This window comes from Variovorax sp. MPBD4-3, assembly GCF_058809745.1.
Genome location: NZ_JBXASW010000009.1, coordinates 22347 through 47390, shown reverse-complemented (window position 1 = coordinate 47390; position 25044 = coordinate 22347). Strand labels below are relative to the sequence as shown.

The following is a 25044-nucleotide window of genomic DNA, read 5'->3' as shown; positions in this document are numbered from 1 at the left end:
TTGAGTGTGACAGGCTGATTTTTTTATCGTCGATGCATCGACGCAAACAAGGCCCGAATGAAAATGCCCCGCTACTTTATGAGTAGCAGGGCATCTATTTGCCTTGCGGCTTGTTTTGGCTCCTCGACCTGGGCTCGAACCAGGGACCTACGGATTAACAGTCCGGCGCTCTACCAACTGAGCTATCGAGGAACAAGCCTTAGATTATAGCGTGATTTTTTGCGCCTTCTCAACCGGGCGCATCTGCATCGACAAATTTGTGAGGCTCACCACATTCACAACGCGATGCTCACACCCAGTCGCAGCGTGCGCGGCGCCCCGGGAAAGAGATACACGTGGCTGAACTGGAACGGCGACTCCTTCCAGTAGCGCCGGTCGAACAGGTTGTCGACCGCAAGCGTCCAGCTCGTGTTCACGCCGCGCAGCCTGGTGTCGTAGCGCAGCACTGCATCGACGCGCGTCCACGAGGGCAGGGTGATCGACCCATCCGGCAGCACGTTGCGCCGGCCTTCGTACGAGAGCTGGCCAGCGATCTCCAGCCCCGGCACCGACGCGACGCGGTAGGCGGCCTGTGCCCGCAGCACTTCCTTGGGCACGTTCGTCGGCGACTGTCCGTTGAGCGCCGGGTTCTCGGTGCTGCCGCGCCGCTTGGCGTCGATCACCGCGATGCTGCCGCCGAGGCGCCACGGCCCCTGGTTCCATTGCGCGCCGGCCTCCAGCCCGCGATGCACGGCGCGTCCGTCGTTGCGCACTTCGCAGTAGCCGCTGCACAGGTCGAGGTTGGTCATCGGCCGCGAGATGTCGAACCAAGCGACTTGCCAGTTGAACGCATCGTTGCCGCCCTTCAGGCCCAGTTCCCACTGGCGCGAGGTCAGCGCGGGCAGGGCCTGCCCAGCGTTGGCGTACTGGGAGATCCTGTTCGGCACGACCTGCGATTCCACGCCCTTGCCCCAGCTCGCATAAGCCAGCAAGCCCGGTTGAATGGCATAGCTCGCGGCGATCCACGGCGTGGTCACGTCCTGCTTGTAGCCGGTCGGGTTCGATCCGTCGTTGCCGATGCTGCTGCGGTCGAGCCGCGTGTGGCGCACGCCGAGCCAGGTGGTGAAGCGGTCGTTCCAGCGGATGGCGTCCTGCACCGACAGTTCGGTCGAGCGTTCGTCGCGGTTGGTCTGCGGCGTGGTGGCATCGGGGTTGGCCGGCACCATGGCCGTGCCCCAGATGTTGCCGGTGCCCGCGTAGTTGTAGGCCTGATCCTGGAAGCGGTTGCGCACGCGGCTTTGCAGCAGGCCGAAACCCAGCTCGTGCTTCACGCTGCCCGTCGCCACGTTGCCCTTGAGGTTCAGGCTGCCCGCGGTCTGCGTGCGGCGCTCGTTGTCGCTGCGGAAGTCGTAGACGTCGAATGTGCCGTCGGAACAGTAGCGGTCGTAGTTGCCCTCGGCGCCGCAGCCGAAGGCGTAGGCCAGGCGGTCGTCGCTCTTCAAGCGCTGCTGGCCGATCTGCGCGCTCCAGCGCCAGTCGGAGTTGATTGCCTGGCTGAAGCGCACCGTGCCTGTCAGCGCCTTGAACACCGAGGGCTGCGACCACGGCTGGTTGTTGAGGTTGATGCGCGGATCGACCGGCCTGGGCAGCACGCTTCCCAGCAGGCTGTAGCCGGCCTGGCTCGGCTGCGTCTTGCGGCTTTGCTCGATCTCGAATTCCAGCACCGAGTCGCGCGTGATACGCCAGTCGGCCGCCAGCGAGAACAGGTTGCGGTTGCCGTCGAGGTCGTGCGTGATCGGCTTGAGGTTCTCGCTCGCCACGTTGATGCGGTAGCCGAACTCGCGGTTCTCGCCGAAGCGCCCGCCAAGGTCGACGGCGCCCAGCAGGCTGCCGCGGCTGTTGGTCTCGATGCGCACCGTGCGCAGGTCCTGTTCGGTCGGCCGCTTGACGACGTAGTTGACGAGGCCGCCCGGCGCGCTGGTGCCGGCCTGGATGCCGCTGGTGCCGCGCAAGATTTCCACGCGTTCCTTGTTGTCCAGCGGGATCGAGGTCTCGGCGCTGATCGGCAGGCCTTCGCGCCGGTAGTTGAAGCGGTTGTCGAGCACGAAGCCGCGCACCGTGAGGTAGTCCCAGTAGCCGGCGGAGTTGTAGGCGTCGGTGACGGAGGCGTCGAACTGGGTGAGGTCCGCGAGCCGCCGGGCGCCGCTGGCGCGCAGTTGCTGGCTGTCGATCACCGTGGCCGAGAGCGGCAGCTCGCGCAGCGGCACATCGCCGAAGCCGCTGATGTCGGCTTGCGGCGCGGCACTGCTGTCGTTGACGGTGACTTCACGCAATGCGGCCTGCTGCGCCTGCGCGCCGCAAGCGGCGGTGAAGAGAACGACCGCCAGCGCGCGCGAGACGGGTGAGAGCGGCCAGGCGGAAGAAGAAAAAGAGGGCTTGGGTTGTTTCATTGTGTTCAGTTGCCGACGGCGTTGCTTTCCATCGCCGCCATCCATTGCCTGGCCGTGGCCTCGGGGTCTTCGGCCGCGACCAGTGCGCGCACCACGGCGACGGAGCCGACGCCCGTGGCCAGCACTTCGGGCAGGCGCACCGCGTCGATGCCGCCGATGCCCACCTGCGGATAGCCGCGCAGCAGTCGCGCATAGGCCGCGAGCCGGGCCACGCCCTGCGGCGCGGTTGCCATCTTCTTGAGCGTGGTCGGGTAGACGGCGCCCATCGCGATGTAGCTCGGGCTCACCTTGTCGGCGCGCACCATCTCGGCGTAGCCGTGCGTGCTGACGCCGAGCCTCGCGCCTGAAGCGCGCAGCTGCGCCAGCTGATCGGGCGAGAGCGCGTCGAGGTCTTCCTGGCCGAGGTGCATACCGTAGGCGCCCGCCGCGATGGCGACCTGCCAATGGTCGTTGATGAAGAGCAGCGCATCGGTGCCTCGCACCGCTTCGACGGCCGCCTGCACTTCACGCTCGATGGCCGCCGCGTCTTCCGACTTGAAGCGCAGCTGCACAGTCGGCACGCCGGCGCGCGCCATGCGGCCGACCCATTGCGCATCGGGCAGCACGGCGTAGAGGCCGAGGCGTTCGGGGCAGGGCGGAAATGCATCGTCGCGAGCGGCCGGGGGAAACGGCCGCATGCCGAAGTCGGCGGGCGCATCGGGCCACAGCGCGGCGTCGAAGTTGCTCAGGCGCAGCGTCTGTGCGCGCCAGGCGTGGGCCAGGCATTCGGCGTCGATCTCGATGAAGCCCAGCGCCGAGCAGGCCTGCTTGGCGCCGCGGTACACCGGGTCGTTCGACGAGAAGACCGGCGCGCTCACGGGCGCGGCGGTGATCGCGCCGAAACGCAAGCCGTGGGCCGCGACGATGGCTTGCGCGACGGCGCGGGCGTCGTTCATTGGAGCTGTCATGGCGCGTGATGCCAGAAGGGCGTGCCGAGCACCGGTGTGCTGGGTTGCGCCGCGTCCTGCGCGGCCATTGCGCCGGCACGGTGTGCGGTGCGCCCGGCCTGCACCGCGTCGGCAAATGCGCCGGCCATGGCCACCGGGTCTTGCGCCAGCGCGACCGCCGTGTTGAGCAGCACGCCGTCGTAGCCCCATTCCATCACCTGGCAGGCATGCGAAGGCAGGCCCAGGCCGGCATCGACCAGCATCGGCACCTTCAGCCGGTCGCGCAGCACCTGCAGCGCATAAGGGTTGACAGGTCCACGGCCCGTGCCGATGGGCGCGGCCCAAGGCATCACGGCCTGGCAGCCCACGTCGACCAGCCGCTGGCACAGCACCAGGTCTTCGGTGCAATAGGGCAGCACCTTGAAGCCTTCGCGAATCAGCTGCGAGGCCGCGTCGACGAGGTTCAGCGTGTCGGGCTGCAGCGTGTAGTCGTCGCCGATCAGCTCGAGCTTGATCCAGGGCGTGTCGAACAGCTCGCGCGCCATCTGCGCGGTGGCGACCACCTCCTGCACGCTGTGGCAGCCGGCGGTGTTGGGCAGCACCGGCACTCCGAGGCGGCGCAGCAGTTCCCAGAAGCCGTTGCCGAGCTCGCTGTTGCCCGATCCCTGATTCGCGGTCTGCCGGCGCAGCGAGGCCGTGAGCATCGCGGGCCGGGCGCGCTTGACCGCGGCTTCGAGCAGGTCTGGCGAGGGATAGCGAGCGGTGCCGAGCAGCAGGCGGCTCTGGAAGGTTTCGCCGTAAAGAACCAGCGGGTCGTCGTGTGTGGTGTTCATCGTGTCGTCTCCGTCAATCAATCAGCCGCCCGTCACGGGGCGGATCACTTCGATGCGGTCGTCGGGTTGCAGCGCGCGCGCGGCGTAGGCGGAGCGCGGCACGAACTCGCGGTTCACCGCCACCGCGAACGGCGGCGTGGCGTCCAGCGCGGCCAGCGCATCGGTCAGCACGGCGTTGTCTGGCAGGGTGAAGGGCTTGTCGTTGATCAGGATGTTCATGCGTGGGATATCTCCATGCCGAAGCTCGCAGCGAGCGTCGAGCGGCCGTGCGCCAGCAGTTCCATCGCGGCGTCGAGCAGCGCGGGCGCGATCATGAAACCGTGGCGATAGAGCCCGTTGATGCGCAGCACGCGCGGCTGCGTCTGTTCGATGGCGGGCAGGTTGTCGGGCAGCGTGGGCCGGCACTGCGTGGCGATTTCGACGATGCGCGCCTCGGCAAAGCCGCTGTGCACCGCATACGCGGCGCTCAGCAGTTCCAAGGTGGAGCGCACGCTGGCGGGCGACATGTCGTCCGATTCGATCTCGGTCGCGCCGATCACGAACAGGTTGCCCGGCTTGGGCGCGATGTAGAGCGGGTAGCGCGGATGCACCAGGCGCGTGGGCCGCCTCAGCGTCACTTCAGGGGCGTGCACCCGGATCACTTCGCCGCGCACGCCGCGCAGTGCGTTCCACTGGGGCCTGGCGCCGAGGCCGCGGCAGTCGATCACCCGGTCGGGCTGGCCTGGCGCGCCGGGCGCGAAGTCCGAAGGCGCGCGCGCCGACTGCCAGTGCAGCGTCACGTTCGGGCTTGCCTGCAACGTGACGAGCAGGGACGCGAGCAGCGCGCGGTTGTCGAGCTGGCCTTCGCCCGGCAGGAACAGGCCCTGCATGAAGCGCTGGCCCAGCGAGGGTTCAAGGGCGGCGATCGCCTTGCCGTCGAGCGTTTGCATCGGCGCGAGCTCGGGCACCTGTGTGCCGGTGTTGGCAAGCACGCGCGCCAGGCGTCCGGCCTCGGCGGCGTCCTGCCGGTGCCACAGCACCAGCGTGCCTTCGCGCTGGAAGAACACGGGCTGCGCCAGCTTCGCCAGCAGCTCCGGCCAGCGCGAGAGCGCGTGCTGCCCCATGCGCACGACCGACACCGGCGCCACCGCCGATTCGGCCAGCGGCGCGAGCATTGCGGCTGCCACGCGTGCGGCAGCGCCTTCCGCATCGGGGCTGCCCGCTTCGAACAGGTCGACCTTGCAGCCCGCCTGCGCGAGCGTGGCCGCCATCAGCCGGCCCATCAGGCCCGCGCCGAGGACGGCGGCGGATTGAAAAGGAAGGCTCATGGTCTCGCTCCTTCCGGCCATGGATACCGCCGATAATTTTCGGCATGACCCAAGCACCCACCCAGCGCTATGCACGCGTGCTCTCCATTGCCGGCTCCGACAGCGGCGGCGGCGCCGGCATCCAGGCCGATCTCAAGACCTTCGCGGCGCTCGGCTGCTATGGCATGACGGCCATCACCGCGCTCACCGCGCAGAACACGCTCGGCGTGTCGGGCATCCACGGCGTGCCGCCCGACTTTCTCAAGGCGCAGATCCAGGCCGTGGTGGAAGACATCGGCGTCGATGCCGTCAAGCTCGGCATGCTGCACGCGCCCGAGATCGTCGAAGTGGTGGCCTGGGCCATCGACCGCTACCGGCTGAAGAACGTGGTGCTCGACCCCGTGATGGTCGCCACCAGCGGCGACCGGCTGATCGCGGCCGAGACGGTGCAGGTGCTGGTGCGCGAACTGTTCCCGCGCGCGCTGGTGGTCACGCCCAATCTCGACGAAGCCGCGTTGCTCATCGGCCATCCCATCGACGGTATCGATGCGCTCGACGGCGCAGCCGACGAACTGCTGGCGCTCGGCGCCAAGGGCGTGCTGCTCAAGGGCGGCCATCTGCCGGGCGACGACGTGGTCGACGTGCTGCTGCAGTCCGGGGGCGAGCGCAGGCGGCTGGCTTCGAAGCGCATCGACAGCCCCAATCTGCACGGCACCGGCTGCACGCTGTCGTGCGCCATCGCCGCGCACTTGGCATTGGGCGCGGCGCTGCCGGAGGCTGTAGAGCGGGCGCGGGCGTACATCCTCGGCGCGATGGCCGCGGGGGCGGATGTGAAGATCGGCGCGGGTCATGGTCCTCTCAACCACGGCTTTGCGCCAGTGCCGACGCACCGCTTCGCGCTGACGGCCGGCTGAGCCACGCGAGCGCGAAGGTCGCGGCCAGCGTCGGCAATGCCGAGCCGAACTGCGGTGCCCATTTGGCCAGCGCGTGGTAAGCGGCAATGCCCGCGATCCAGATCAGCGCGGCGCCGAAATCGATCTTCCGCGCACCGCCTACCGACACGGACTGTCCGCTGCCAAGCCGCCCGATGATCACGCCGTAGAGCGGCACGAACACTGAGCTCAACAGCAGCAGGAAGGGCTCCAGCGTGTGCATCGGCAGCACCAGTGCAAAAGCGGTGCACAGCGCGGCCAGCAGCAGGCCCCAGCGCTTCACGCTCCAGCGCGGCAGCAGGCTGTGCGTGGACACCGAACCCGAATACACGTCGCCGTAGGCGTTGTCGAGCTCGTCGATCAGGATCAGGCCCAGCGCCAGCAGGCCGCCTTGCGCGAGCAGCAGCGCCGTCACCAGCTCGGTGCCCGGCTCGGCCACGCTCACCACCATCACGCCCAGCGCATAGCACCAGATGTTGGCCAGCGCATAGCCGAGCCAGGTGCCGCTGAAGGCGCTCCTCAGGCCCCCGGTGCCGCGCTTGCCGTGCCGTGCGTAGTCGGCCACCAGCGGCAGCCATGACACCGGCATCGCGATCACCAGGTCCAGCGCGCCGAACATGCCCATGCTGCCGTCGCCCGGCCGCGCCCAGAACGCGTCGAGTCCCTTGGCATGCAGCCGCGTCGCGAACTGCCAGCTGAGCCACAGCAGCGACAACACCACCAGCGGCAGCCCGAAGCGGCTGACGAAGCGCCGCACCAGCTTGACCATCGAGCCCGCGAGCAGGGCCAGCAGCACAGCGCCCCAGAGCAGCGTGGTCAGCACGCCGCCCCATGCCGAGCCGATTGAGGGGCCGAAGGCCGCCTGGCCGATGGCCTGCGTGCCCTCGCGCATGACGACCAGCTCGAAAGTGGTCCAGCCCACCAGCTGCACGATGTTCAGCAGCACCGGCAGCCGCGCGAAGGCGCTGCCGTAGGTGGCGTGCATGAGGCCGGCGCTGGCGAGGCCGCTCTCGCAGCCGAGACGCGCGGTCCAGGCCAGCAGGCCCGCGCCAAGGCAGGAGCCCAGCACGATGGCGATGGCCGCGTCCCGCGTGCCCACCGCAGGCACGAGGTAGGCGCCGATCTGCATCACCAGCAGGCCGACGCCCAGGCTGAACCACAGCGCGGCGTGGTCGTGCCAGCCGAACACGCGCCTGGACGCGGGCAACGGCGTCAGCGCCTCGTTGGATGAGGCGGATCCGGCGTTGCTGCTGCGAACGTTGTTGTTGTCGTCTTGTGCCATCCGTTTGCTCCAGTGCAAAAGGTTTGGCAGGTGGGCGGGGCCCGAGCGACACGGTCGTCACGCGAGACAACGTGAGCGGCCAACCGGACCAGCTTCCCTGCGCGAGGATTACCTCGGGCTCACAAAATAAATGTGAGCGCAATCAGGTTCAAAGGGACTTTCTCAGCCAGATCAGCGAACCGACCCAGCACCCCTAGCGAACGAGCATTTTAAGCACTGTGAGCTTGGAGGGGGGACCACGGCACAATCTCGCCACAACAACGAGGAGCAACTGGTGCAAGTCGACCTTACTTGGCTGCTGGATTTCAAAGTGTTGGTGGGCGGACTTTGGTCTGCAATGTTGGTGGTGGTGGGAGGTGTTCTCGTCGTAGTTCGTGGACGTGTACGGGTCTTGCACTTCGTCGCGTCACACACGGCGATTGCTATGTCTGCAAAGGATGATTCCTTCGGTCACATTGAGGTCCATCTTTCCGGCGGGCCGATCGATCGCCTCTGGATGACCACAGTGACACTGACAAACGATACGGGCAAAGACTTTGAGGCTCTACCTGTTCGCATCTACACGCAAGACGACACGTTGCTCTTTGGAGAGCGAACGGAAATCACAGGGACGACTTTCCAGATCAGCCGTTCGCCTGAAATGATGAAGAAGCTTGAGTTGACTCCTGGCACGCCTCCCACCCCAGAGCAGCAGCACATATTTACTCACCAACGAGACTACGTGGTGCCGGTCCTCAATCGCGGAGAGTCGGCGAAGTGGTACTTGTTAACTACAGTGAAACCAGTTCCTGAAGGCCAAACCCCAATACAAGGTCCTAGCGTGTGGTGTGACTTATTGAAAGCGGGCGTCAAGTTGCGATACCGAATTGTCGGGCCGCAGGTTCTTGGGGTTCCGATAAAAACCGCAGTAGGAATCGGTTTTGTCGTGACCCTCCTCACCTATGCAGCGTCGATCGCCTTCAACACACCACCGTGGATTGCAGCGCTTCCCAGTGCGATTGTGGGGTTCCTTGCCCCGATCATCGGAGCATATGTCTATAAGGCGGCACGCCTCATACTGCCGATGGTGTTGCACTGAGCTGTTTCAAAAGAGCGGGAAACGGAACTTGGCGGATGAACCCACACCGCTTTGGCTGAGCCTGGCTTGCGCGGCACGGAGCACACTGAAAAGTTGTGCTTCTTATTGAACTCGGGTCATTCTTTTAATTTCGGGTGCGGCAGATGGATGTTTTGGAAAAACAATATTTCTCTAGGCCGAGAAATCATATTACTACGCGGCACTATGTTTTATCTCTGATCGAGTCCGGTCGAATTCTGGAGGCTTCTTTTTATTGCAAAAAGATGTTGGATGAAACGCCAAGGAATAAAAGTGCAAATAGTTTGGCGTTTTTTCTGGCTATATGGAGGATGGATCCGGCGGTAGAAAAATATGACGAGGCTCTTGTTAATTCTGGCGCAGCACTTAAAGATCGACTCGTCCTTCATTGTCGATACTATTTTGCATTCCGTATTGAAGGAAAACTCAGGGACGCTTTGAGCGCTCTAATGGACGAAGATCTTACAGATGTTGAATCCATTGGAGTCGTTCTTGAAGGTATTTTGTGGTTGAAGGATCCACATCTTGCGAGTAAATTTATCACTCTTTATATGAGGAGAAATACTCAAATTTCACAGCAAGCCGCAAGAGAATTTAAAAAAATCCTGCAAACTAGATTAGTCGAAATTCTATCGTCCATGAGCAGGGGGGTACGTGGCTAATTTTTATGTCTGCAAATTGCTGAAAAAGCCAGGAATTGCAGTGCCGAGTACCATTGTCTATGGGGATGTGGAAATTCGTTCGGCTAAAAATCGGACTGCACACGAGACAAGCATCTTGCGAGAGTCGATTGCATCCACGAAGCTTGAGTCAGAGATTGATTTTGAGATTTCCTGCCAAATTGCAGTTGTAGTTCAGGCTGATAATTCAGATGATGCTGATATCCTCGCAGACCAGCATTTCGTACAGGTACTCGATTTGTTAACTGTTGAGTACACCATGAGTCACCTTGCCGTGGCCCATTGCGGGTATGTAAAAAATCTTGACACCGGAGAGTACCGGGCAATTGCGAATCAGTTGTTCAGTCCGCCGATGTTGTTCATCAGATCGCTCACCTCAATGCAACAGATAAATTTGACACAGACTCTTGCATATCGCAGTGGCGAATTGTCCAATAGATATAGGCGATCAATTCACTGGTCAAGAAATGCGAGATGGGAGGAAAGCATACACCTGAGTCTTTTGTACTGTTGGTTTGCAATCGAGGCTCTATTTAAAGAGAATGAGCATGATGATGTTAGTAGCCCATTAATGCTTTTTCTTGGATTTCCTGGAAATTCCTATTCGAAACATATTTCCCGAGATTTGTTAAGGCAACTTTCCGAAAACTCATCGTACCTGAAATGGAAAAAGCAGATTAAAACCGTGGTGGACAAGATCCGAGACTTTCGAAACGCATCGGTGCATTCCGGGTTTCGAAGCATCGATTGCGCGCCGGATGATTTGAGGCTTTACAGTCGCCTGATGTCAGTTGGACTCGCGCGGTGCCAAAGAGCAGTGCAGACTGGAATTTTGAATAATTTGAGAACTGTCGCCGAATTCAAAGAGTATGCTGGCCTGATATTTGAAAATCACCCGAATGTTGAGCAGGACATTGTTGACACAATTATTCATATTCTCGATCATGATGATTTGAAGTACGCTCAGCGCACACATTTCTAGGCCAATTTTTTATAAACAAATCACTCAGCTTGCGAGGATTTGGTTTAGGGGATCAACTTGATTTTTTGCGCGGTTGCAGCGGCAGGCTCAGTACGCGAAGAAACCCCTTGCCCTGCAAGACGTTCCGGTAGCAGTTCACCGCTACCGCCTCAGCCTCCTTTGCGACATCGGCGCCTGCGGCGATGACCTGGCCATCGTCTGTGACGATCGCTAACTTGGCCGGTTTCCCATAGAACGTCACGGTAAGTCCCTCGTGAGAGACAGCGCTGATAACGACGCCTTTAATAGCACCGGTTTTTTGCTCACCGATCATGCCGCCGCTCCCTGTATACAGTTCAAGTCGACTTGGTACCTGTTAAGTACCTCCAACTGCAACTCGTGCAACTCGATCGTCGTTGAGATCGCGTCTAGCTCGAGCAGATGCAGCGGCGTAGAGTTCCAAACGCCATCGTCCATAGCCCGACGGCCGATCTCCTGCAGGGCCACGGCCGCGCTGTGAAGGTGCTCGGTCAGGCCGCGCACGATGCCGCGCCGCTCGAGCGATTGGGCCCAGCAAATCGCACAGGCCACGGTCGACCATTCGTGTTCGGTGGCCACGCCTTCGCGCAATGCGCGGGCAGCAGCCTGCAGCGTGGCGACGGTGGCGCAGATCTGGGCGGTATTCATCGTGCCACCCAGTAGAAGAGGCAGGTAACCAGGACGATCACGATGCCGGCCGCAATGGACTTCGGTTGCTCGGTCACGGCTGTTGCTCCTGTGTCGTGCCACCTGCGGCGAGCGAGAGCTGGCGGTTGGCGAGTTGAAGGGCGGTGAGCGCCGTCGCGAAAGCATTCCAGTGCTTGATCGCTTCGCGCTGAGTCGGTCGATAGAAGTCGTCGCTAGGCATGTAATGCAGGCAGCCTTCGTTGGCGATGCCGTCTTGCGGCCCGATACCTTCGGCGGTCGAGCACATGACGACCTTGAGGCAGTCGCTCGTTGGCGTCTCGCTGAACTGCCAAAGCTCGGCAGCGGCTCCACAGCAGGGACACGGCGAGATCTTCTGGCCGTCGACTGGCGTCAAAGGCTTGTACATGTCATGGATGGCCGCTGCGGTCAAGGTAATTCGCTCAAGTTGCTGATGGAGCGGGTCAAGACCAACCCCCGAAGCCTCTTCCTGGTCGGCGGCACGCCTACGGCGAAGAATGCCAGTGCGATCGAAGCAGAGATGCGCACCACGGACAAGCGCTATTTCCACGTGCCGTGCCACGGATGCGGCGAGGCTCACGTCCCGGACTGGGAGCATGTGACCATCCCCGAGGATGAGAACGCCGAGAACCATGAGGTCTATGGCCGGTACCAGCCGGATGCTGCGTTCTACACCTGCCCGCACTGTGGAGAGCTGTGGAGCGATGACCAACGCATCGCGAACCTGCGGCGCGCCGAGCGTGACGGCTTCGGCTGGATCCCGTCAGCTGTGGGCGCGACGCCAGGCTACTACCTGAACGAGCTGCTCAGCACGTTCGACGGATCCCGCGTGCCGGTGCTGGCACGCAAGTACCTCGAGGCCAAGTGCGAGCTGGACAAGGGCGACCCCACGGACATGATCGCGTTCTGGAACAGCACGCGTGGCCTGACCTGGGAGTACCGCGGCGAGCTGCCGGAAGAAGACACGCTGCGCGAGCGTGCGGAGTCATACGTGGAGTGGAGCTGCCCGGTCGGCGGCCTGGTCGTGCTGATGACCGTGGACGTCCAGCATGACCGCCTCGCCGTGACGGTGTGGGTCGTTGGCCGCGGTGAGGAAATGTGGCTCGCGTTCTGGGGCGAGTTCTACGGTCAGACCGTGGTGAGCCACGCAGGGGCCTGGATCGAGCTCGAGGCAGCGATGGGCCGCCGCGTGAAACATGCGACCGGCGTGGCTCTTCCTATCGCTGCGGTGGCCATCGACTCGTCGGACGGCCAGACCAGTGAGGCGGTCTACGCCTTCGTTCGCAAACATAACCGGCCTGAGCGTCCGGTGTACGCAGTCAAGGGGGCATCCGATTCCGTGGGCAAGGTGGAGATCTGGTCGCCGCCGAAGGCCATCGATCCGAATGCGAAGGCAACCAAGGCATCGCGCGCTGGCGTGAGAACCCACATCGTCGGCACGGCAAAGGCCAAGGATCTGATCCTCGGCTGGTCGGAGCAGGCGGGCCGGGTTCGCCTCGAGGGCAACGGGCCGGCCCGCATGCATTGGTATGAAGGCGTGCGAGACGACTTCTACGAGCAGCTGCTCAGCGAGATCAAGATCCCCGGCCGCATCAACAAGGCCCGCCGTGAGTGGAAGGTCCGAACGGACCGTCGCAACGAAGCGCTCGACTGCACCGTCTATGCGTTATGGCTGTCGCGTGCGCTGCGCCTCCATCTGCGCAAGGCGCAGCAATGGGACTACGCCGAGCTCAAGGTGCGGCAAGCGCCGCTGATTGTTGAGGACGAACCGCCGACGGAAGTGCAGACATCTGCACCGGCGCCAACGCCCGCTCCCGACCCGTCGTCATCACCACCAGCGTCCGCACCTGACCCGTCGCCGTCGCCGTCGCCGTCGCCGTCGCCGCCACCGGCACCGGCACCGGCACCGGCACCGGCAGCCCCGGCCCCTCGACGGGCCCCGCCACCTCCGCCGAATCCCTTTGCATCTGAAGACTGGAGCAGTCGCCTATGAACCAACGACCACCGCAAACACTCGGGCAGGCAGAGGATGCAGCTGTGCAGCTTGAGCACGACTTCGTCGGCATCATCCGTGACGAGATCGGCATGCACGAGCCGCTGGCGACGGTGTTCTCTCGCGCCTTGGTGCGAGGCTTGCGTCGCGTGCTGGGAGGCCAGGACCTGTACATCCCGACACCGGACAAGTCCGAGCGCGACACTTCGATCCGCCGCGACTACAACGGGCAGAACATGGACGAACTGATGCGGCTTCATGGCATTGGCAGAACGCGCTTTTACGAGATCATCGGACAGCGGCCGAGGCGAGCCGATCTGGGGGACGTGAAAAATCCGGAATCGTCCCTAGAAAGCGGACGACCAAACGGCTACGGTGGCGGTCTATGACCACAGCAACCGACATGCTCGCCAGTTATCTGGCCGCCGAGGCCGACGTGCTCTCGGGAAAGACCATCCAGTTCAACGGGCGCACCGTCACGACGGAAAACCTCGCTGAGATTCGCAAGGGCCGCCTGGAGTGGGAGCGTCGCGTCAACGCCGAAGCCGGCGGAAAGCGTCCGTCCATCGGCGGCCTCTCATATTCCGTGGCCCGGTTCGACGGCCGCGACTGCGACTGAAGGCGCCGACACCATGAACATCATCGATCGCATCGTCGCCTGGCAGGACCCGATTGCGGGTCTGCGTCGCGCTCAGGCTCGTCGGGCCTTGGCCCACTATGAAGGGGCGAAGCCGAGTCGCCAACGCAAGTCGCGCACCGACAACAGCAGCCCGAACTCGCTGGTCGGCTCCGGCGCTGCCGCCCTTCGCGCGCACGCGCGATTCCTCGAGCGCAATCACGATATCTGCCGTGGGGCTCTTCGGGTGATGGTGAACAACATTGTTGGCGCGACGGGCATCGCGATCGAACCACAACCGCGGCGTGCGGACGGAACGATCCACACCGAATACGCTGCCGCCTTGCGCGAGGCCTGGCGAAACTGGCAGCGGAAGCCGGATGTGACCAAGCGGTACCGTTGGCCACTGGCTCAGCGGCTGTCGGCCTATACCTGGTTGCGGGACGGCGAGATGTTCGCGCAGCAGTTGATGGGTCCGGTGGCCTACCTGAACCACGACACCAAGGTGCCGTTCTCACTCGAGCTGCTCGAGCCAGACTTTGTGCCGTTGGACTACGACGATCTGGGCAAGAACATCCGGCAGGGTATCCAGTCGAATGCCTGGGGAGAGGCCACGAACTACTGGACCTACAAGGGTGATCCGCGCGAAGGGATGACGTTTCTTTCCGATAGCGGCCTCAAGGCGATTCCGGCTTCCCGCATGCTGCAAATGGCGACCCTGGACCGCCTCCACCAGCAGCGAGGTGTCTCGGAGTTTGCAAGCGTCATCACGCGGATCGAGGACCTGAAGGATTACGAGGAAAGCGAACGGATCGCGGCGAAGGTTGCTGCGTCAATGACGGCGTATGTGAAGCGGACCGACCCCGAAGTCGGGTACAGCTCGGAAAACCTGCCGAAGTCGCAGGCGTTGAGCACCGCGTACTGCTGCCACTCGGACACAGGGTCGGACGCCGGGAACGGCGTGCCCGCCACCTGCCCGGCCTCCATCGCGTAGAAGAAGCCCGGCTCTTTCTTCGCCGTCGCACGCCGGAGGCATGCATCGACGTGCTCACGGCCCCATTCGAGGCGCATGCGTGCGATCCACTGGGCGGTCATCGGCATGCGCTCGCGCATGTCCGGCTGCTTGGCTGGCTGGTTCATGGTGCTTTTCTCCCGCTGGCGGTCGTGGCTGGACGGGGGGTGGACGGCGCAAACCCGCATGGATGCTGGATCCGTCCATCTGTCCACCCCGACCAAGGTGTGTGGGTGAGCCGCGCCCGTGCGCGCGTGCACACACGCGCCCACCCGTGTGTGCGCATGCGCATGTGTGTGAGGCGAAAACCCCGAAGGGGTTGGACGGCTGGACGTACCGGGAATTTCCCCAGCAGAATCAACAACTTGCGCCGTCCACCCCAGGTGGACGTAGGGTGGACGGGCTGGACGGCGGTGGCGTCAGGACCATCGGGGCAGACGTGTAGACGCCTGCTCCGCTGGGGCGAGACCAACCCGCATGGCATCCAGCCAGGCGCGCAGTGTTGAGGTCAGAACGGCAGGTCATTGTCGCTCTCGTCCTCGAAGGGTGGTGGCCCGTCATCAGCGGGCCTGGGCGGCGGCGCAGCGGCCTCCGGTCGGGGCAGGCGTCGATAGCCGCGCCTGCGCTTGCCTGTGGTCTCCCTGTAGCGCTCGAAGCCGAGCGCCTTCATGCAGTTGACGATGCGGGTGCCTTCGCGGCGAGCCTTGTCGGCGGCGAGAACTGCAGCGGCGTCCGGTGCAGACGTCTGCACGGCGGTTTGTGCAGGCACGGTGGCGTTTCCGCCGCCGGCCGCAGCGGCGCCGGACGCACCAATGGCGCTCAGCAGCAGGAGGGAACGGAGTTTCATAGGGTCCTCTTCAGCGGAATTTGCGGCAGGTGCCGCGGATGGGCACGAGGCCAGCAGAGCAGCTGGCACCGAGCGGTAACGGTTGGGGGGAAGATCGCGAGCGGCACTGGCTGCGACCGGCATGGCATCGGTGATGCCGTCAATGAACTTGGCGGCGAGCGCCTCTTCCGCGGTGTAGTAATGGTCTTGGCCGTCGGTCACGAGGGCCAGCATTCCGGGCTGATCGCCGGTGCGCAGGGCGTAGCTGGTCGACATGGCGGAAGCCCATGTGTCCAGTTGGTCCGCTGTCTCGCGCAGCTCGGCGCTATTGCCACCCGTGTACGTCCAGGGCGCGTGAATCATCAGCACCGCGTTGTTCGCCATGTGGACGTGGTCGCCAGCCATGGCGATCAGGCTCGCGATGGAGAAAGCCATGCCGTCGATCTCGGTCGTGATCGTGGCCCTGTGTCGGCGAAGCGCATTGAAGATGGCGAGACCATCCGGCACGCTGCCGCCGAAGCTGTTGATGCGAACGGTGATCTGGTCCGCGTCGATGGCCTGCAACTCGCGCACGAACGACGAAGCGCTGACGGTCTCTTCCCACCAGCTTTCGCCGATGTCGCCGTAGATGTAGATCTCTGCGGCCGCAGCGACGCCCAGCGCGGCTGCGGCCAGTGCTGTGCGACGGCGAATTGCGTACCAGGAGCTTTTTGCTTTCATGAGCTGAGTGCCTCGTGCATGGAGGCACCCAGTGTCAAAAAAACGTCGTCCGCTTTCTAGGGAAGAAAGCGGATTATTTAGGCCCTAGCGACCTGGCAGTGGCGCCGCCCGCGGGCCATGCAGCGGCGGAACGTCAATGAAACTTTGGATCAAGCACCGGCGACATTGGAGGCGCCGGTTAGAGCACAAACCTTTCCACGGAGTGCCATCGCGGCCGAAGGTCAGCTCTCGCAAACGGCCAAACGCGGTGCCGCGGCACAATGCCGCTCATGATTTCGTCAGCCCACGCGCAAGCTGCCCCTACGACCGCAGCTTCTGCGCCAACCCAAACACCCTCCGCCCCTCGATTGCCCGACGTCACTCCTGCGCCGATTGTGACCACTGCAGAACAGCCAGTCATAAAACTGATGATGGCCCCAAAACCGGAATTCTGGGAAGGGCCCGGCTTCATGCCGGCGATAGCTGCCATCGTCGCTGTGGCCATCGCTTACTTCAGCTTGCAGGAGAGCACCAAGAAGCAGATTAAGGCAACCAGAGATCAAGCGCAGATAGATCGCTTAATGGCAGCTAGGCGCGAGAACTACGAAGACTTCGTTGACAAGTTCATGGGTGCCCAATCCATGTTCGCAGCCATGATCCGTATTGATCACGAGTCGGCGGAATTTGGGCAACAACTTCGAGATTTTGGTGCTCCCGTAAACAAGACTTGGCTGCTGAGCGAACAAGCTACGGCATTGAAAGCACGTGATCTCCTGTCGCATCTTGAACGCAACTGGGCGGAACTCAGGCCATTGGCCGAGGCAATTCAGAAACAGCGAACCATCTTGAAATCGCAAAGGGTAGTACGAGAAGAGTCTTTTGCAAAACAGCAAGAGCTTGAAATATCCGGCCTCATTGGGACTGCTGTAAGAGCAGCGCACTCAAACGCCAAGGCGGTCTATGAAGAAGCTGCGAGGACCATTTCGGATCTCAACTCGCTGATCAATAAGAACACTGAAGATTTTGGAAAAAGGTTGCTGGAAATGCAGCCCGCAGTGATTGAAAAGTTTGATGCCCTGATGTATCTCGCGCGCAAGGAGATGGGGATCAAGGAAGACGACGAGCTTAGAAGCCAGTCCGACAAATTGGCACAGACCATGAAAGAGGGCATCGAGCAAATTCTCACGGACATGGACAAGATGTCCGCCTCCAACGCTACCCGTGTGCGCGGAGCGGAATTCAAGTAGCGGCGAGTTCCGGACGGCCCTCTGTATCCGGCACTGCGCCATGCGCATTCATGAGCCATGCCCTTTCATCCATTTCTGGACAACACAACCTCGTACACATGACGCGACGCCAGCCCCAACCCGCAGTTCTTCCGTTTCAACGCAGCCGGGCGGCCCGGAGCAAAGGTGCTGCGGCTGCGTCGACTTACCTTGAAAAGTGGTCATATGTAGCCACCATTGTTTCAAGTGCGGTGGCTGTTGCTGCACTGATCTTCGGCAGCTACCAGTTTTATATAACTCTAACTGAACAAAGAGAGACAGCTCGCATTCAGCAAGCTGCCCTCACCAACGAACAACATGCCAAGGCTGGCGAGTTCTTTCAGAAGTACATCGAACTTGAGATGGAGCCTTATCAGGAGCTGCCGGAGCAGCAGGCCGACGAAGCTCATTTCATAAAAGCGCAAAAGGTGCTCATCATCTTGAACACTGTCTATTTGGTGACCAAAGGCGAAAAGGACTGGCAAGAGATAGTTCGGTGGTCGGTCCGGGATTCGCGACCCATAGCGTGGGCCGTTCGGGAAAGAAAGGTGATGTGCTTGGCGCTCACCAAAGACTTCAGAACGTTGGTGGAGTCAATCTCCGACGAGCCTGAGCCGAAGATTTGCAACGACATGAGTTACTAGAAGGTTTTTCTGCACTCAAGCGGCGGGCGTCAGCTTCAGTCTATCCCTCGTCGTCTTTGCTTCCATTCCCGGCCGATTGCGGTGGCACAGGCGCTCCGGGTGACGATGCGATGTTGCTCGAGAACATAAGGGCCCGCTCTGCTGCCATACGACGGAACTCGCTGACCTACTCGAGCACGTCCCTCGGGTTTCCGCCGCGACGGCGGATCACTTCGACTTCGCTCGCGAATCCGGCCTGCACGAGCTTCTCCCAGGAAAGCGCCTCTTTCAAGGGGTCGATCCACGGCATGCTCTGCCCGATGAACAGCGCGTCGTCTTCGGTGTCGGACGCAACATCGCGCGGCCGCGGCACCACGCCGCTGAGGTTCGCGACCTGCACGAAGGATTCGTAAGTCGGCTGGACCAGCATCCCGACGAACTCATCGGCCAGCACGGCGTAGTGCACCCATTGCTCGACCAGCTCCTGGCGCTGCGCACTGTACGTGCCGTTGTAATCGCGGCTGACACTGGAGTAGCTGGCACCGATGCCGGCCGCGAACGCGCGCAGTTGACCGGAGCGCCAAGTCACAAGATTGGGGTTCGGGCGTTTGCTATCGATCATGCCAATCTCTTCGCCCACGGTCAGCGAGTCGATGATCATGCCGGGCTGCATGCGAAGGTCTCGCGGGATCGGTGTTCCACTCCATCACCAGGTCGATCGGCGTGCGTGCCCCCGACTGTGAATCGCCCATGTCGTGCACGCCGTAGTCGACGATGCCTTCAGCCGCTCGCGGCTGTAGACCTTGCCGTCGCTGGCCGTGACGACGGAAATGCCGGCGGAGATGATCGCCGTCAACTGCGCCTGCGCCTGGATCGGTTCGGCTCGTGAGAGCCGATCAAGGCCCTCGACGACCAGGAACGACCCGGCGGGCACCTGGCCATCCTCAACAGCCTTGAGAAAGACCCCTAGGGCACCTTTCTTGACGTGGCGCTGGTGGAAGGCCGACAGGCCCTCGTCACGCATCGAGAGCGATTCGTCGAGGATGAGGGAGTGTTCTTTTGCCCACGCTGCTGCGTAGGCGCCTTGGCGTTCGGAGCTTGCACCGCCGGCCTGGCGGGCATCGCTGAAACGCATGTAGCTGTAGACCTTGGCCGTCATGCAACGCAGTTTACTTAGCGCGCATGAGGTTTACCTCAATCAGGTTCAAAGGGACTTTCTCAGCCGGACGGCAAGCCGTGCAGCACCCCTAGCAATTGCGCCGCGGGCAACCCACGGCGCGGCCCGGAGTTTATCCGCTGCGGGGAAGCCGCAATGGCAGGCGTGCCTTTGCAGGCAAGGGGAAACCCTCGGGCCGCGCGTGCCCCCGCGCGAGAATCGCCGCGCCCGGAACAACAAAACAGAAGAAAAGGGCGCGCGTGCCGATAAGCAGACAGGAAACAAAAAAAGGGAGAGGGAAATTGCATGGCCGATGAGGATTTCAAGGGCGCACGCCTGCGGCGTTTCAGGGTCGACGTGGGCTCCATCATCTGCGCCGTCGCGCTGGTGCAGTCGCTGTTGCTGGTGGCCTTCGGCTACTGGGCGGCGGAGAAGCTGGTGTCCAAGGTGGGCACGGCCGCGCACAAGACCAACCACGACCGTGTCGAGGACAACGTGCTGGCGTTCCTCGCCAAGACCGAGGGCGTCATCCGCGCCATCGCCGATTCGCCCAGCGTGCACGCGACCGGGGAAGACGGCGAGCAGACCGCCGAGATGCTCTGGACCATGCTGGAGCAGACCCCCGAGCTCGACAGCATCAACGTGGCCACCGACGACGGCCATGTGCTGATGGCCGTGCGCTACCCGGTTACGGCCATCCGCCAGGTACTGCGCGGCCCGGACTTCAGCACCGAGACCTGGCAATACAAGAGCTCGCCGGACCTCGACGGCGGCGACGCCAGGCAGCGCTTCGCGACGACGTCCATCTCCTCCTACCGCAGCGACTTCGACCCCGAGAAGCGAACCTGGTACAGGGCGGCGGTGAAGGCGAAAGGCCCGGTGTGGACCGAGCCCTTCCTGATGAGCGACGCGCAGGAACTCGCCGTCGGCCACGCACGGCCTTCCGGGCGAGTCGACGACGAGGGCCACCGGCGCGGGCTCGTGGTCGACGCGAATGTGTCGCTGGGGCATCTGTCGAGGCTGGTGCGCATCTTCGGCGCGCTCGGCAGCGGCGACAGCGCCTTGCTGAGCTCCGACCATCATGTGATCGCCCGCAGCGACCATCCCGACCCGGTGCGCGAGCTCGAGTCGCCCGACACCGGCGTGCTGGGCGCCATCCACGCTCACATGCTCGCCAAGAGCACGGCCGGCGGTGCCGACGACCTGGCTTTTTCGATGGCGCACGACGGGCGCAGCTACCTCGTGCAGACCTCGCACATCCCCCACACGCGCTGGCAGCTCGTCAGCTGGGAGCCCGAGGAGACGGTGCTCGGGGGCCTGCAGCGCTCGGTGCTGTGGGCATTGCTCATGACGCTCAGCTTCCTCGGACTGGCGCTGTTGCTCTCGCTGCGCTTGTCCAAGCTGGTGACAGGGCCCATCGAGAACCTTTCGCGCGTCGCGCGCCGCATCGGTCGGCTGGAGCTGGACAACCTGCCGCTCGAGCCGAGCCGGGTGCTGGAGGTCCAGCATCTCAACCAGGCGCTGGACGAGTCGGCACGCAGCCTCCAGGCGTTCAGGAAGTTCGTGCCGGTCGACATCCTGCGCCAGCTCGTGGTCAAGGGCCACGCGCTGACGCCCGGCGGTTCGCCGCGGCGCGTCACGGTGATGTTCACCGACGTGGAAGGCTTCACCAGCATCTCCGAATCGATGCAGGCCGACGTGCTCGTGAGGCAGCTGACCGAGTACTTCAACCTCGCGTCCGGCATCTTCGCGCGGCACGGCGGCGTGGTCGACAAGTTCATGGGCGACGGCATCATGGTGCTGTGGGGCGCCCCGGCCGACCTGGAAGATGCGGAGTACCGCGCCTGCCTGGCGGCGCTCGAGCTGCATGACCGGATGAGCGCGCTCAACGCCAAGTGGCGCGCCGAAGGCCTGCACGAGTTCCGCACGCGCATCGGCATACACACCGGACTTGTGATCGCCGGCGTGCTCGGCTCGAGCAACCGACTGTCGTACACCGCCATCGGCGACACCATCAACGCGGCAAGCCGCATCGAGGCCGCCAACAAGGAACTGGGCACGCGCACGCTGATATCGCAGGACACCTTCGACGGGCTGGGCGGGCGCCTTGCCACGCGCCGCATCGAGGAGCTGGCCGAGCTGCGCGGCCGGCAGACGCGCATGGTGCTGTACGAGCTGCTGGGGCCTAGGCCCCCGGCCTGACCCTGCGCGCGAAGGCTTCGAGCCCGTCGATGGTCATCTGGATGTGGCGCTCGAAGCTGCTGTCCAGCGGCACGGCGGTGCCGTTGTCCCAGCGCATGATGAAGGCCTTGTTGGCCAGCAATGGCAGGTTGCGCGCGAGCACCGGGTGGTCGAGCGGGCGGATGGTGTGCACGCGTTCGCGCAGTTCCTCGGCCCAGGCCTGGGTGTTGTCGGCGGGCAGGGGCGAGAACTCCATCGTCAGGAAACCCAGCATCGCCGCGATCACGCAGTTGTAGGCCTCCAGCAGGGGTTCGCCCTCGAAGCCCGCCTCGGTCAATGCGGCCAGGACGCCTTCGACCAGCTCCGTCGGCAGGCTGCCGTTGGACACGAGTTGCGCGCCCAGCAGCTGCGCGACGTTTGGGTGCTGCTGCACGGCGTCGCGGCAGCGGCGGAACAGCTCCGCGATCCATGCCTGCCATTCGAGCTTGCCCGCAGGCGGCGCAACGCCGGCCATGACGGCGGCCGCCACCTCGGCCAGCAGGGCTTCGCGCGTGCTGACGTGCCAGTGCACCGTCGCCGGATACACGCCGAGCTGCGCCGCCACCTCGCGCATGCTGAACGCGCCGAGGCCGAATTCGTCGATCTGCGCCAGCGCGACTTCGGCGATGCGCTGTTTCGTCAGTTCGCCGCCGCCGGCGGGGCGGCCAGCGGAGCGGGGCTTGGGTGGCGAGGTCGTCTTCATGGTCGACGCCATTGTGCTGCAGTTCAATTGATCGTATAAACAATATTAATTGTTCAGTGACCAATTAATCCCTGTCTGCAAATTAAGGACATCCGCCATGACCCATGCCGCCATAGACCAGGCCCTTGCCGATGCGTACCGGCGCTTCACCGACGCCAATCCGGCCAGCCAGCGCCAGTTCGAGGCGCAGGCGCGCTACATGCCCGGAGCCAACAGCCGCTCCGTGCTGTTCTACGCGCCGTTCCCCCTGACCATCGCCAGGGGCGAAGGCGCCGCGCTGTGGGACGCCGACGGCCATCGCTACGCCGACTTCATTGCCGAGTACACGGCCGGTGTCTACGGCCACTCCGCGCCGGAAATCCGCGATGCGGTCATCGAGGCGATGCAGGGCGGCATCAACCTCACCGGGCACAACCTGCTCGAAGGACGGCTGGCCCGGCTGATCTGCGAGCGCTTTCCGCAGATCGAGCAGCTGCGCTTCACCAACTCGGGCACCGAGGCCAACCTGATGGCGCTCACGGCGGCGCTGCACTTCACGGGGCGCAGGAAGATCGTCGTGTTCTCCGGCGGCTACCACGGCGGGGTGCTGGGCTTCGGCGCCAAGCCTTCGCCGACCACCGTGCCGTTCGACTTTCTCGTGCTGCCCTACAACGACGCGCAAACGGCCCGTGCGCAGATCGAACGGCACGGCCCCGAGATCGCCGCGGTATTGGTCGAGCCCATGCAGGGCGCGAGCGGCTGCATTCCGGGGCAACCCGACTTCCTGCAGGCCCTGCGCGAGTCGGCCACGCAGGTGGGCGCGCTGCTGGTCTTCGACGAAGTCATGACCTCGCGGCTCGCGCCGCATGGGCTGGCGAACAAGCTAGGCATCCGTTCGGACTTGACCACGCTGGGCAAGTACATCGGCGGCGGCATGTCTTTTGGTGCGTTCGGCGGGCGCGCCGACGTGATGGCACTGTTCGACCCGCGTACCGGTCCGCTGGCCCATTCGGGCACCTTCAACAACAACGTGATGACGATGGCGGCCGGCTATGCCGGGCTCACGAAGCTCTTCACGCCCGAGGCGGCCGGTGCGCTGGCCGAGAGAGGCGAGGCACTGCGCGCGCGGCTCAACGCGCTGTGCGCGAACGAGGGCGTCGCCATGCAGTTCACCGGCATCGGCTCGTTGATGAACGCGCATTTCGTGCAGGGCGATGTACGCAGCAGCGAAGACCTGGCGGCGGTCGACGGCCGGCTGCGGCAGCTGCTGTTCTTCCACCTTCTGAACGAGGGCATCTACAGCTCGCCACGCGGCTTCGTCGTGCTGTCGCTGCCGCTGACGGATGCAGACATCGACCGCTACATGGCCGCCATCGGCAGCTTCATCGGCGGGCACGGGGCGCTGCTGCCCCGCGCGGACTAGCGGATCAGGCCTTGCGCACGCCCAGCAGCTCGTGCAGCCGCGTGCTGGTGGTCGTGTACTGCAGCGGCACGGCCTTGCCCGGGAACACGATGGCCGTGGCGCCCCAGGCAGCCAGCGTGGCCTCGTGGAAGCCGCAGACGATGAGCTTCTTCTTGCCCGGGTAGGTGTTGATGTCGCCCACCGCGAACACGCCGCGTTCGCGGGTTTCGTATTTCTCGGTGTCGACCGGCACCTGCTTGCGCTCCAGTTCCAGCCCCCAGTCGGCGATGGGGCCGAGGCGCGGGGAGATGCCCAGGCAGGCGATCAGCGCGTCGAGCGGCAGGTCGAGCGTGGTGGCGTCGGGCGTGACGATCTGGAGCTGCTTGCCGTCGAACGCGCCGGGTTGGCCGACCTTGAAGGCCAGCTTGCCCTGCGCCACGAGCCGGCGCATGGCCGCGACCGTGGCCTCGTCGGCCTGGAAACCGTCGCGGCGATGGACCAGCGTGACATGCGCGGCCGTGCCGGTCAGCGCAATGGCGGTTTCCAGCGCGACGTCGTCGCCGCCGTTGACCACGACGGCCTGCCCGGCGAAGCGGTCCAGCGAGTCGGGGTGATAGAAAAGAGACGTGCCCTCGAAGCGCTCGATGCCTTCGACGGCGATGCGCTTGGGCACGAAGGCCCCGACGCCCGCCGCGATGAATACCGTCTTCGCCATGAAGGCCTTGCCCGCCGAGGTGGTCAGTAGCAGCCGGCCGTCCGGTTGCCGGGCCAGCGTGGCCACCTGCTCGCCGAAGTGGAACTGCGGCTTGAAGGGCGCCACCTGCTGCAGCAGAGACTGCGCCAGGTCGCGCCCGCTGGTCACGGGCGTGCCGGGAATGTCGTAGATCGGCTTGCCGCCATACAGCGCCACGCACTGGCCGCCCGCGGCGGGCAGTGCGTCGACGATGTGGCAGGAGATTTCAAGCAGGCCCAGCTGGAAGGCCTGGAACAGCCCCACGGGGCCGGCACCGACGATCAGCGCGTCGGTCTCGATGGGATCGGCGATGGCGGCCGGCTGGTTCAGCGGACCAGCTCCCCGATCTTGTCCGTCTTGTCTTTCCATTCTTCGGCATCAGGCAGCGCGGGCTTGCGCTTGGTGATGCTCTTCCAGCCGTCGGCCAGGGCCAGCTCGGCGTTGATCTTGATGAAGGCGATCTGGTTGGCCGGCAGGTCTTCCTCGGCGTAGATGGCGTTGACCGGGCACTCGGGAATGCAGACCGCGCAGTCGATGCATTCGTCCGGGTCGATCACCAGCATGTTGGGACCTTCGCGGAAGCAGTCGACGGGGCAAACGTCCACGCAGTCGGTGTATTTGCAACGGATGCAGGCTTCGGAGACGACGTGGGTCATTTGTCTTTTGGCGTCAGAAGTGGTCGGGAAA

27 protein-coding genes and 1 tRNA gene are annotated in these 25044 nt (G+C 63.8%); 12 read left to right on the top strand and 16 right to left on the bottom strand.

Features of this window, described 5'->3' with window-relative positions; genetic code table 11:
* Positions 1–116: 116 nt before the first annotated feature.
* The 6 genes from AC1RVW_RS07690 to AC1RVW_RS07665 all read right to left on the bottom strand — a co-directional run bounded on the left by AC1RVW_RS07690 (position 117) and on the right by AC1RVW_RS07665 (position 5495).
* Positions 117–192, bottom strand: a tRNA-Asn gene (locus AC1RVW_RS07690).
* Between the two features lie 83 nt (positions 193–275).
* A complete protein-coding gene (locus AC1RVW_RS07685; protein ID WP_493199086.1) occupies positions 276–2429 on the bottom strand; it encodes a TonB-dependent siderophore receptor in 2154 nt (717 codons plus the stop codon).
* A gap of 5 nt (positions 2430–2434) precedes the next feature.
* Positions 2435–3376: a thiamine phosphate synthase gene (gene thiE / locus AC1RVW_RS07680; RefSeq protein WP_493199084.1), complete on the bottom strand. Its 942-nt coding sequence runs from the start codon at positions 3374–3376 to the stop codon at positions 2435–2437.
* The gene (locus tag AC1RVW_RS07675; RefSeq protein ID WP_081266335.1) at positions 3373–4188 is read right to left on the bottom strand and encodes a thiazole synthase; all 816 of its coding nucleotides are present in this window, start codon (positions 4186–4188) and stop codon (positions 3373–3375) included. Before AC1RVW_RS07675 ends, thiE begins: the two co-directional genes overlap by 4 nt.
* Before the next feature lie 21 nt (positions 4189–4209).
* A complete protein-coding gene (gene thiS, locus AC1RVW_RS07670; protein WP_081266336.1) occupies positions 4210–4407 on the bottom strand; it encodes a sulfur carrier protein ThiS in 198 nt (65 codons plus the stop codon).
* Positions 4404–5495, bottom strand: a complete 1092-nt coding sequence (locus tag AC1RVW_RS07665; RefSeq protein ID WP_493199081.1) for an FAD-dependent oxidoreductase — start codon at positions 5493–5495, stop codon at positions 4404–4406. The genes thiS and AC1RVW_RS07665 overlap by 4 nt, the downstream gene beginning before the upstream one ends.
* Before the next feature lie 44 nt (positions 5496–5539).
* Between AC1RVW_RS07665 and thiD the strand changes: the two genes are divergently transcribed.
* Positions 5540–6388: a bifunctional hydroxymethylpyrimidine kinase/phosphomethylpyrimidine kinase gene (gene thiD / locus AC1RVW_RS07660; protein ID WP_493199079.1), complete on the top strand. Its 849-nt coding sequence runs from the start codon at positions 5540–5542 to the stop codon at positions 6386–6388.
* On the opposite strand, the gene AC1RVW_RS07655 is transcribed toward thiD, so the two are convergent.
* Entirely contained in the window at positions 6333–7688 is a 1356-nt protein-coding gene (locus AC1RVW_RS07655; RefSeq protein WP_493199077.1) for a purine-cytosine permease family protein, read from the bottom strand. The genes thiD and AC1RVW_RS07655 overlap by 56 nt on opposite strands.
* A 274-nt stretch (positions 7689–7962) precedes the next feature.
* Here AC1RVW_RS07655 and AC1RVW_RS07650 point away from each other — a divergent pair, with 274 nt between their 5' ends.
* The 3 genes from AC1RVW_RS07650 to AC1RVW_RS07640 all read left to right on the top strand — a co-directional run bounded on the left by AC1RVW_RS07650 (position 7963) and on the right by AC1RVW_RS07640 (position 10446).
* Positions 7963–8766, top strand: coding sequence for a hypothetical protein (locus AC1RVW_RS07650; protein WP_493199075.1), 804 nt, complete (start codon positions 7963–7965; stop codon positions 8764–8766).
* Between the two features lie 143 nt (positions 8767–8909).
* Positions 8910–9446 carry a hypothetical protein gene (locus AC1RVW_RS07645; protein WP_493199073.1) on the top strand — a complete coding sequence of 179 codons (537 nt, stop codon included), beginning with the start codon at positions 8910–8912 and terminating at the stop codon, positions 9444–9446.
* Positions 9439–10446, top strand: coding sequence for a hypothetical protein (locus AC1RVW_RS07640; protein WP_493199071.1), 1008 nt, complete (start codon positions 9439–9441; stop codon positions 10444–10446). The genes AC1RVW_RS07645 and AC1RVW_RS07640 overlap by 8 nt, the downstream gene beginning before the upstream one ends.
* Before the next feature lie 52 nt (positions 10447–10498).
* On the opposite strand, the gene AC1RVW_RS07635 is transcribed toward AC1RVW_RS07640, so the two are convergent.
* The 3 genes from AC1RVW_RS07635 to AC1RVW_RS07625 form a co-directional block, all read right to left on the bottom strand.
* Entirely contained in the window at positions 10499–10759 is a 261-nt protein-coding gene (locus tag AC1RVW_RS07635) for a hypothetical protein (protein WP_493199069.1), read from the bottom strand.
* On the bottom strand, positions 10756–11112 hold the full coding sequence (locus tag AC1RVW_RS07630; RefSeq protein WP_493199067.1) for a hypothetical protein: 357 nt from the start codon (positions 11110–11112) through the stop codon (positions 10756–10758). Before AC1RVW_RS07630 ends, AC1RVW_RS07635 begins: the two co-directional genes overlap by 4 nt.
* A gap of 73 nt (positions 11113–11185) precedes the next feature.
* A complete protein-coding gene (locus AC1RVW_RS07625) occupies positions 11186–11518 on the bottom strand; it encodes a hypothetical protein (protein ID WP_493199065.1) in 333 nt (110 codons plus the stop codon).
* A gap of 3 nt (positions 11519–11521) precedes the next feature.
* Here AC1RVW_RS07625 and AC1RVW_RS07620 point away from each other — a divergent pair, with 3 nt between their 5' ends.
* From AC1RVW_RS07620 to AC1RVW_RS07605, 4 genes are read left to right on the top strand one after another with little or no spacing between them, the layout of a single operon-like run.
* Positions 11522–13123: a terminase gpA endonuclease subunit gene (locus AC1RVW_RS07620; protein WP_493199063.1), complete on the top strand. Its 1602-nt coding sequence runs from the start codon at positions 11522–11524 to the stop codon at positions 13121–13123.
* Positions 13120–13512, top strand: a complete 393-nt coding sequence (locus AC1RVW_RS07615) for a Mor transcription activator family protein (RefSeq protein WP_493199061.1) — start codon at positions 13120–13122, stop codon at positions 13510–13512. The genes AC1RVW_RS07620 and AC1RVW_RS07615 overlap by 4 nt, the downstream gene beginning before the upstream one ends.
* Positions 13509–13742 carry a DUF6148 family protein gene (locus AC1RVW_RS07610; RefSeq protein ID WP_472119472.1) on the top strand — a complete coding sequence of 78 codons (234 nt, stop codon included), beginning with the start codon at positions 13509–13511 and terminating at the stop codon, positions 13740–13742. The genes AC1RVW_RS07615 and AC1RVW_RS07610 overlap by 4 nt, the downstream gene beginning before the upstream one ends.
* A 13-nt stretch (positions 13743–13755) precedes the next feature.
* Positions 13756–14733, top strand: a complete 978-nt coding sequence (locus AC1RVW_RS07605) for a phage portal protein (protein WP_493199058.1) — start codon at positions 13756–13758, stop codon at positions 14731–14733.
* A 526-nt stretch (positions 14734–15259) separates the two neighbouring features.
* Here the strand turns inward: AC1RVW_RS07605 and AC1RVW_RS07600 are convergent.
* Complete coding sequence (locus AC1RVW_RS07600; RefSeq protein WP_493199056.1) at positions 15260–16297, bottom strand: head maturation protease, ClpP-related; 1038 nt, start codon at positions 16295–16297, stop codon at positions 15260–15262.
* 269 nt (positions 16298–16566) lie between these two features.
* Here AC1RVW_RS07600 and AC1RVW_RS07595 point away from each other — a divergent pair, with 269 nt between their 5' ends.
* Both AC1RVW_RS07595 and AC1RVW_RS07590 read left to right on the top strand, forming a co-directional pair.
* A complete protein-coding gene (locus AC1RVW_RS07595) occupies positions 16567–17523 on the top strand; it encodes a hypothetical protein (RefSeq protein WP_493199054.1) in 957 nt (318 codons plus the stop codon).
* A 50-nt stretch (positions 17524–17573) separates the two neighbouring features.
* Entirely contained in the window at positions 17574–18185 is a 612-nt protein-coding gene (locus tag AC1RVW_RS07590; RefSeq protein ID WP_493199052.1) for a hypothetical protein, read from the top strand.
* Between the two features lie 166 nt (positions 18186–18351).
* On the opposite strand, the gene AC1RVW_RS07585 is transcribed toward AC1RVW_RS07590, so the two are convergent.
* Together AC1RVW_RS07585 and AC1RVW_RS07580 are read right to left on the bottom strand one after the other, a co-directional pair.
* A complete protein-coding gene (locus tag AC1RVW_RS07585) occupies positions 18352–18837 on the bottom strand; it encodes a phage portal protein (RefSeq protein WP_493199050.1) in 486 nt (161 codons plus the stop codon).
* Between the two features lie 33 nt (positions 18838–18870).
* On the bottom strand, positions 18871–19323 hold the full coding sequence (locus AC1RVW_RS07580; protein WP_493199048.1) for a recombinase family protein: 453 nt from the start codon (positions 19321–19323) through the stop codon (positions 18871–18873).
* A gap of 303 nt (positions 19324–19626) precedes the next feature.
* On the opposite strand from AC1RVW_RS07580, the gene AC1RVW_RS07575 reads away from it, so the two are divergent.
* Positions 19627–21522 carry an adenylate/guanylate cyclase domain-containing protein gene (locus AC1RVW_RS07575; RefSeq protein ID WP_493199046.1) on the top strand — a complete coding sequence of 632 codons (1896 nt, stop codon included), beginning with the start codon at positions 19627–19629 and terminating at the stop codon, positions 21520–21522.
* Here the strand turns inward: AC1RVW_RS07575 and AC1RVW_RS07570 are convergent.
* Entirely contained in the window at positions 21506–22243 is a 738-nt protein-coding gene (locus tag AC1RVW_RS07570) for a TetR/AcrR family transcriptional regulator (protein WP_106937429.1), read from the bottom strand. The two genes, AC1RVW_RS07575 and AC1RVW_RS07570, sit on opposite strands and share 17 nt — an antisense overlap.
* 97 nt (positions 22244–22340) lie before the next feature.
* On the opposite strand from AC1RVW_RS07570, the gene AC1RVW_RS07565 reads away from it, so the two are divergent.
* Positions 22341–23645, top strand: a complete 1305-nt coding sequence (locus AC1RVW_RS07565) for an aspartate aminotransferase family protein (protein WP_493199044.1) — start codon at positions 22341–22343, stop codon at positions 23643–23645.
* Between the two features lie 4 nt (positions 23646–23649).
* On the opposite strand, the gene AC1RVW_RS07560 is transcribed toward AC1RVW_RS07565, so the two are convergent.
* Positions 23650–24726: an NAD(P)/FAD-dependent oxidoreductase gene (locus tag AC1RVW_RS07560; RefSeq protein WP_493199042.1), complete on the bottom strand. Its 1077-nt coding sequence runs from the start codon at positions 24724–24726 to the stop codon at positions 23650–23652.
* Positions 24684–25013 carry a ferredoxin FdxA gene (gene fdxA, locus AC1RVW_RS07555; RefSeq protein WP_056599092.1) on the bottom strand — a complete coding sequence of 110 codons (330 nt, stop codon included), beginning with the start codon at positions 25011–25013 and terminating at the stop codon, positions 24684–24686. The genes AC1RVW_RS07560 and fdxA overlap by 43 nt, the downstream gene beginning before the upstream one ends.
* Between the last annotated feature and the right edge of the window lie 31 nt (positions 25014–25044).

What these genes read in the sequence shown, in the direction of transcription:
- AC1RVW_RS07685 (WP_493199086.1), bottom strand. Translation starts at nt 2,429, where the DNA reads ATGAAACAACCCAAGCCCTCTTTTTCTTCTTCCGCCTGGCCGCTCTCA.
- thiE (WP_493199084.1), bottom strand. Translation starts at nt 3,376, where the DNA reads ATGACAGCTCCAATGAACGACGCCCGCGCCGTCGCGCAAGCCATCGTC.
- AC1RVW_RS07675 (WP_081266335.1), bottom strand. Translation starts at nt 4,188, where the DNA reads ATGAACACCACACACGACGACCCGCTGGTTCTTTACGGCGAAACCTTC.
- thiS (WP_081266336.1), bottom strand. Translation starts at nt 4,407, where the DNA reads ATGAACATCCTGATCAACGACAAGCCCTTCACCCTGCCAGACAACGCC.
- AC1RVW_RS07665 (WP_493199081.1), bottom strand. Translation starts at nt 5,495, where the DNA reads ATGAGCCTTCCTTTTCAATCCGCCGCCGTCCTCGGCGCGGGCCTGATG.
- thiD (WP_493199079.1), top strand. Translation starts at nt 5,540, where the DNA reads ATGACCCAAGCACCCACCCAGCGCTATGCACGCGTGCTCTCCATTGCC.
- AC1RVW_RS07655 (WP_493199077.1), bottom strand. Translation starts at nt 7,688, where the DNA reads ATGGCACAAGACGACAACAACAACGTTCGCAGCAGCAACGCCGGATCC.
- AC1RVW_RS07645 (WP_493199073.1), top strand. Translation starts at nt 8,910, where the DNA reads ATGGATGTTTTGGAAAAACAATATTTCTCTAGGCCGAGAAATCATATT.
- AC1RVW_RS07635 (WP_493199069.1), bottom strand. Translation starts at nt 10,759, where the DNA reads ATGATCGGTGAGCAAAAAACCGGTGCTATTAAAGGCGTCGTTATCAGC.
- AC1RVW_RS07630 (WP_493199067.1), bottom strand. Translation starts at nt 11,112, where the DNA reads ATGAATACCGCCCAGATCTGCGCCACCGTCGCCACGCTGCAGGCTGCT.
- AC1RVW_RS07625 (WP_493199065.1), bottom strand. Translation starts at nt 11,518, where the DNA reads ATGTACAAGCCTTTGACGCCAGTCGACGGCCAGAAGATCTCGCCGTGT.
- AC1RVW_RS07620 (WP_493199063.1), top strand. Translation starts at nt 11,522, where the DNA reads ATGGATGGCCGCTGCGGTCAAGGTAATTCGCTCAAGTTGCTGATGGAG.
- AC1RVW_RS07615 (WP_493199061.1), top strand. Translation starts at nt 13,120, where the DNA reads ATGAACCAACGACCACCGCAAACACTCGGGCAGGCAGAGGATGCAGCT.
- AC1RVW_RS07610 (WP_472119472.1), top strand. Translation starts at nt 13,509, where the DNA reads ATGACCACAGCAACCGACATGCTCGCCAGTTATCTGGCCGCCGAGGCC.
- AC1RVW_RS07605 (WP_493199058.1), top strand. Translation starts at nt 13,756, where the DNA reads ATGAACATCATCGATCGCATCGTCGCCTGGCAGGACCCGATTGCGGGT.
- AC1RVW_RS07600 (WP_493199056.1), bottom strand. Translation starts at nt 16,297, where the DNA reads ATGAAAGCAAAAAGCTCCTGGTACGCAATTCGCCGTCGCACAGCACTG.
- AC1RVW_RS07595 (WP_493199054.1), top strand. Translation starts at nt 16,567, where the DNA reads ATGATTTCGTCAGCCCACGCGCAAGCTGCCCCTACGACCGCAGCTTCT.
- AC1RVW_RS07590 (WP_493199052.1), top strand. Translation starts at nt 17,574, where the DNA reads ATGAGCCATGCCCTTTCATCCATTTCTGGACAACACAACCTCGTACAC.
- AC1RVW_RS07585 (WP_493199050.1), bottom strand. Translation starts at nt 18,837, where the DNA reads ATGCAGCCCGGCATGATCATCGACTCGCTGACCGTGGGCGAAGAGATT.
- AC1RVW_RS07580 (WP_493199048.1), bottom strand. Translation starts at nt 19,323, where the DNA reads ATGACGGCCAAGGTCTACAGCTACATGCGTTTCAGCGATGCCCGCCAG.
- AC1RVW_RS07575 (WP_493199046.1), top strand. Translation starts at nt 19,627, where the DNA reads ATGGCCGATGAGGATTTCAAGGGCGCACGCCTGCGGCGTTTCAGGGTC.
- AC1RVW_RS07570 (WP_106937429.1), bottom strand. Translation starts at nt 22,243, where the DNA reads ATGAAGACGACCTCGCCACCCAAGCCCCGCTCCGCTGGCCGCCCCGCC.
- AC1RVW_RS07565 (WP_493199044.1), top strand. Translation starts at nt 22,341, where the DNA reads ATGACCCATGCCGCCATAGACCAGGCCCTTGCCGATGCGTACCGGCGC.
- AC1RVW_RS07560 (WP_493199042.1), bottom strand. Translation starts at nt 24,726, where the DNA reads ATGGAAAGACAAGACGGACAAGATCGGGGAGCTGGTCCGCTGAACCAG.
- fdxA (WP_056599092.1), bottom strand. Translation starts at nt 25,013, where the DNA reads ATGACCCACGTCGTCTCCGAAGCCTGCATCCGTTGCAAATACACCGAC.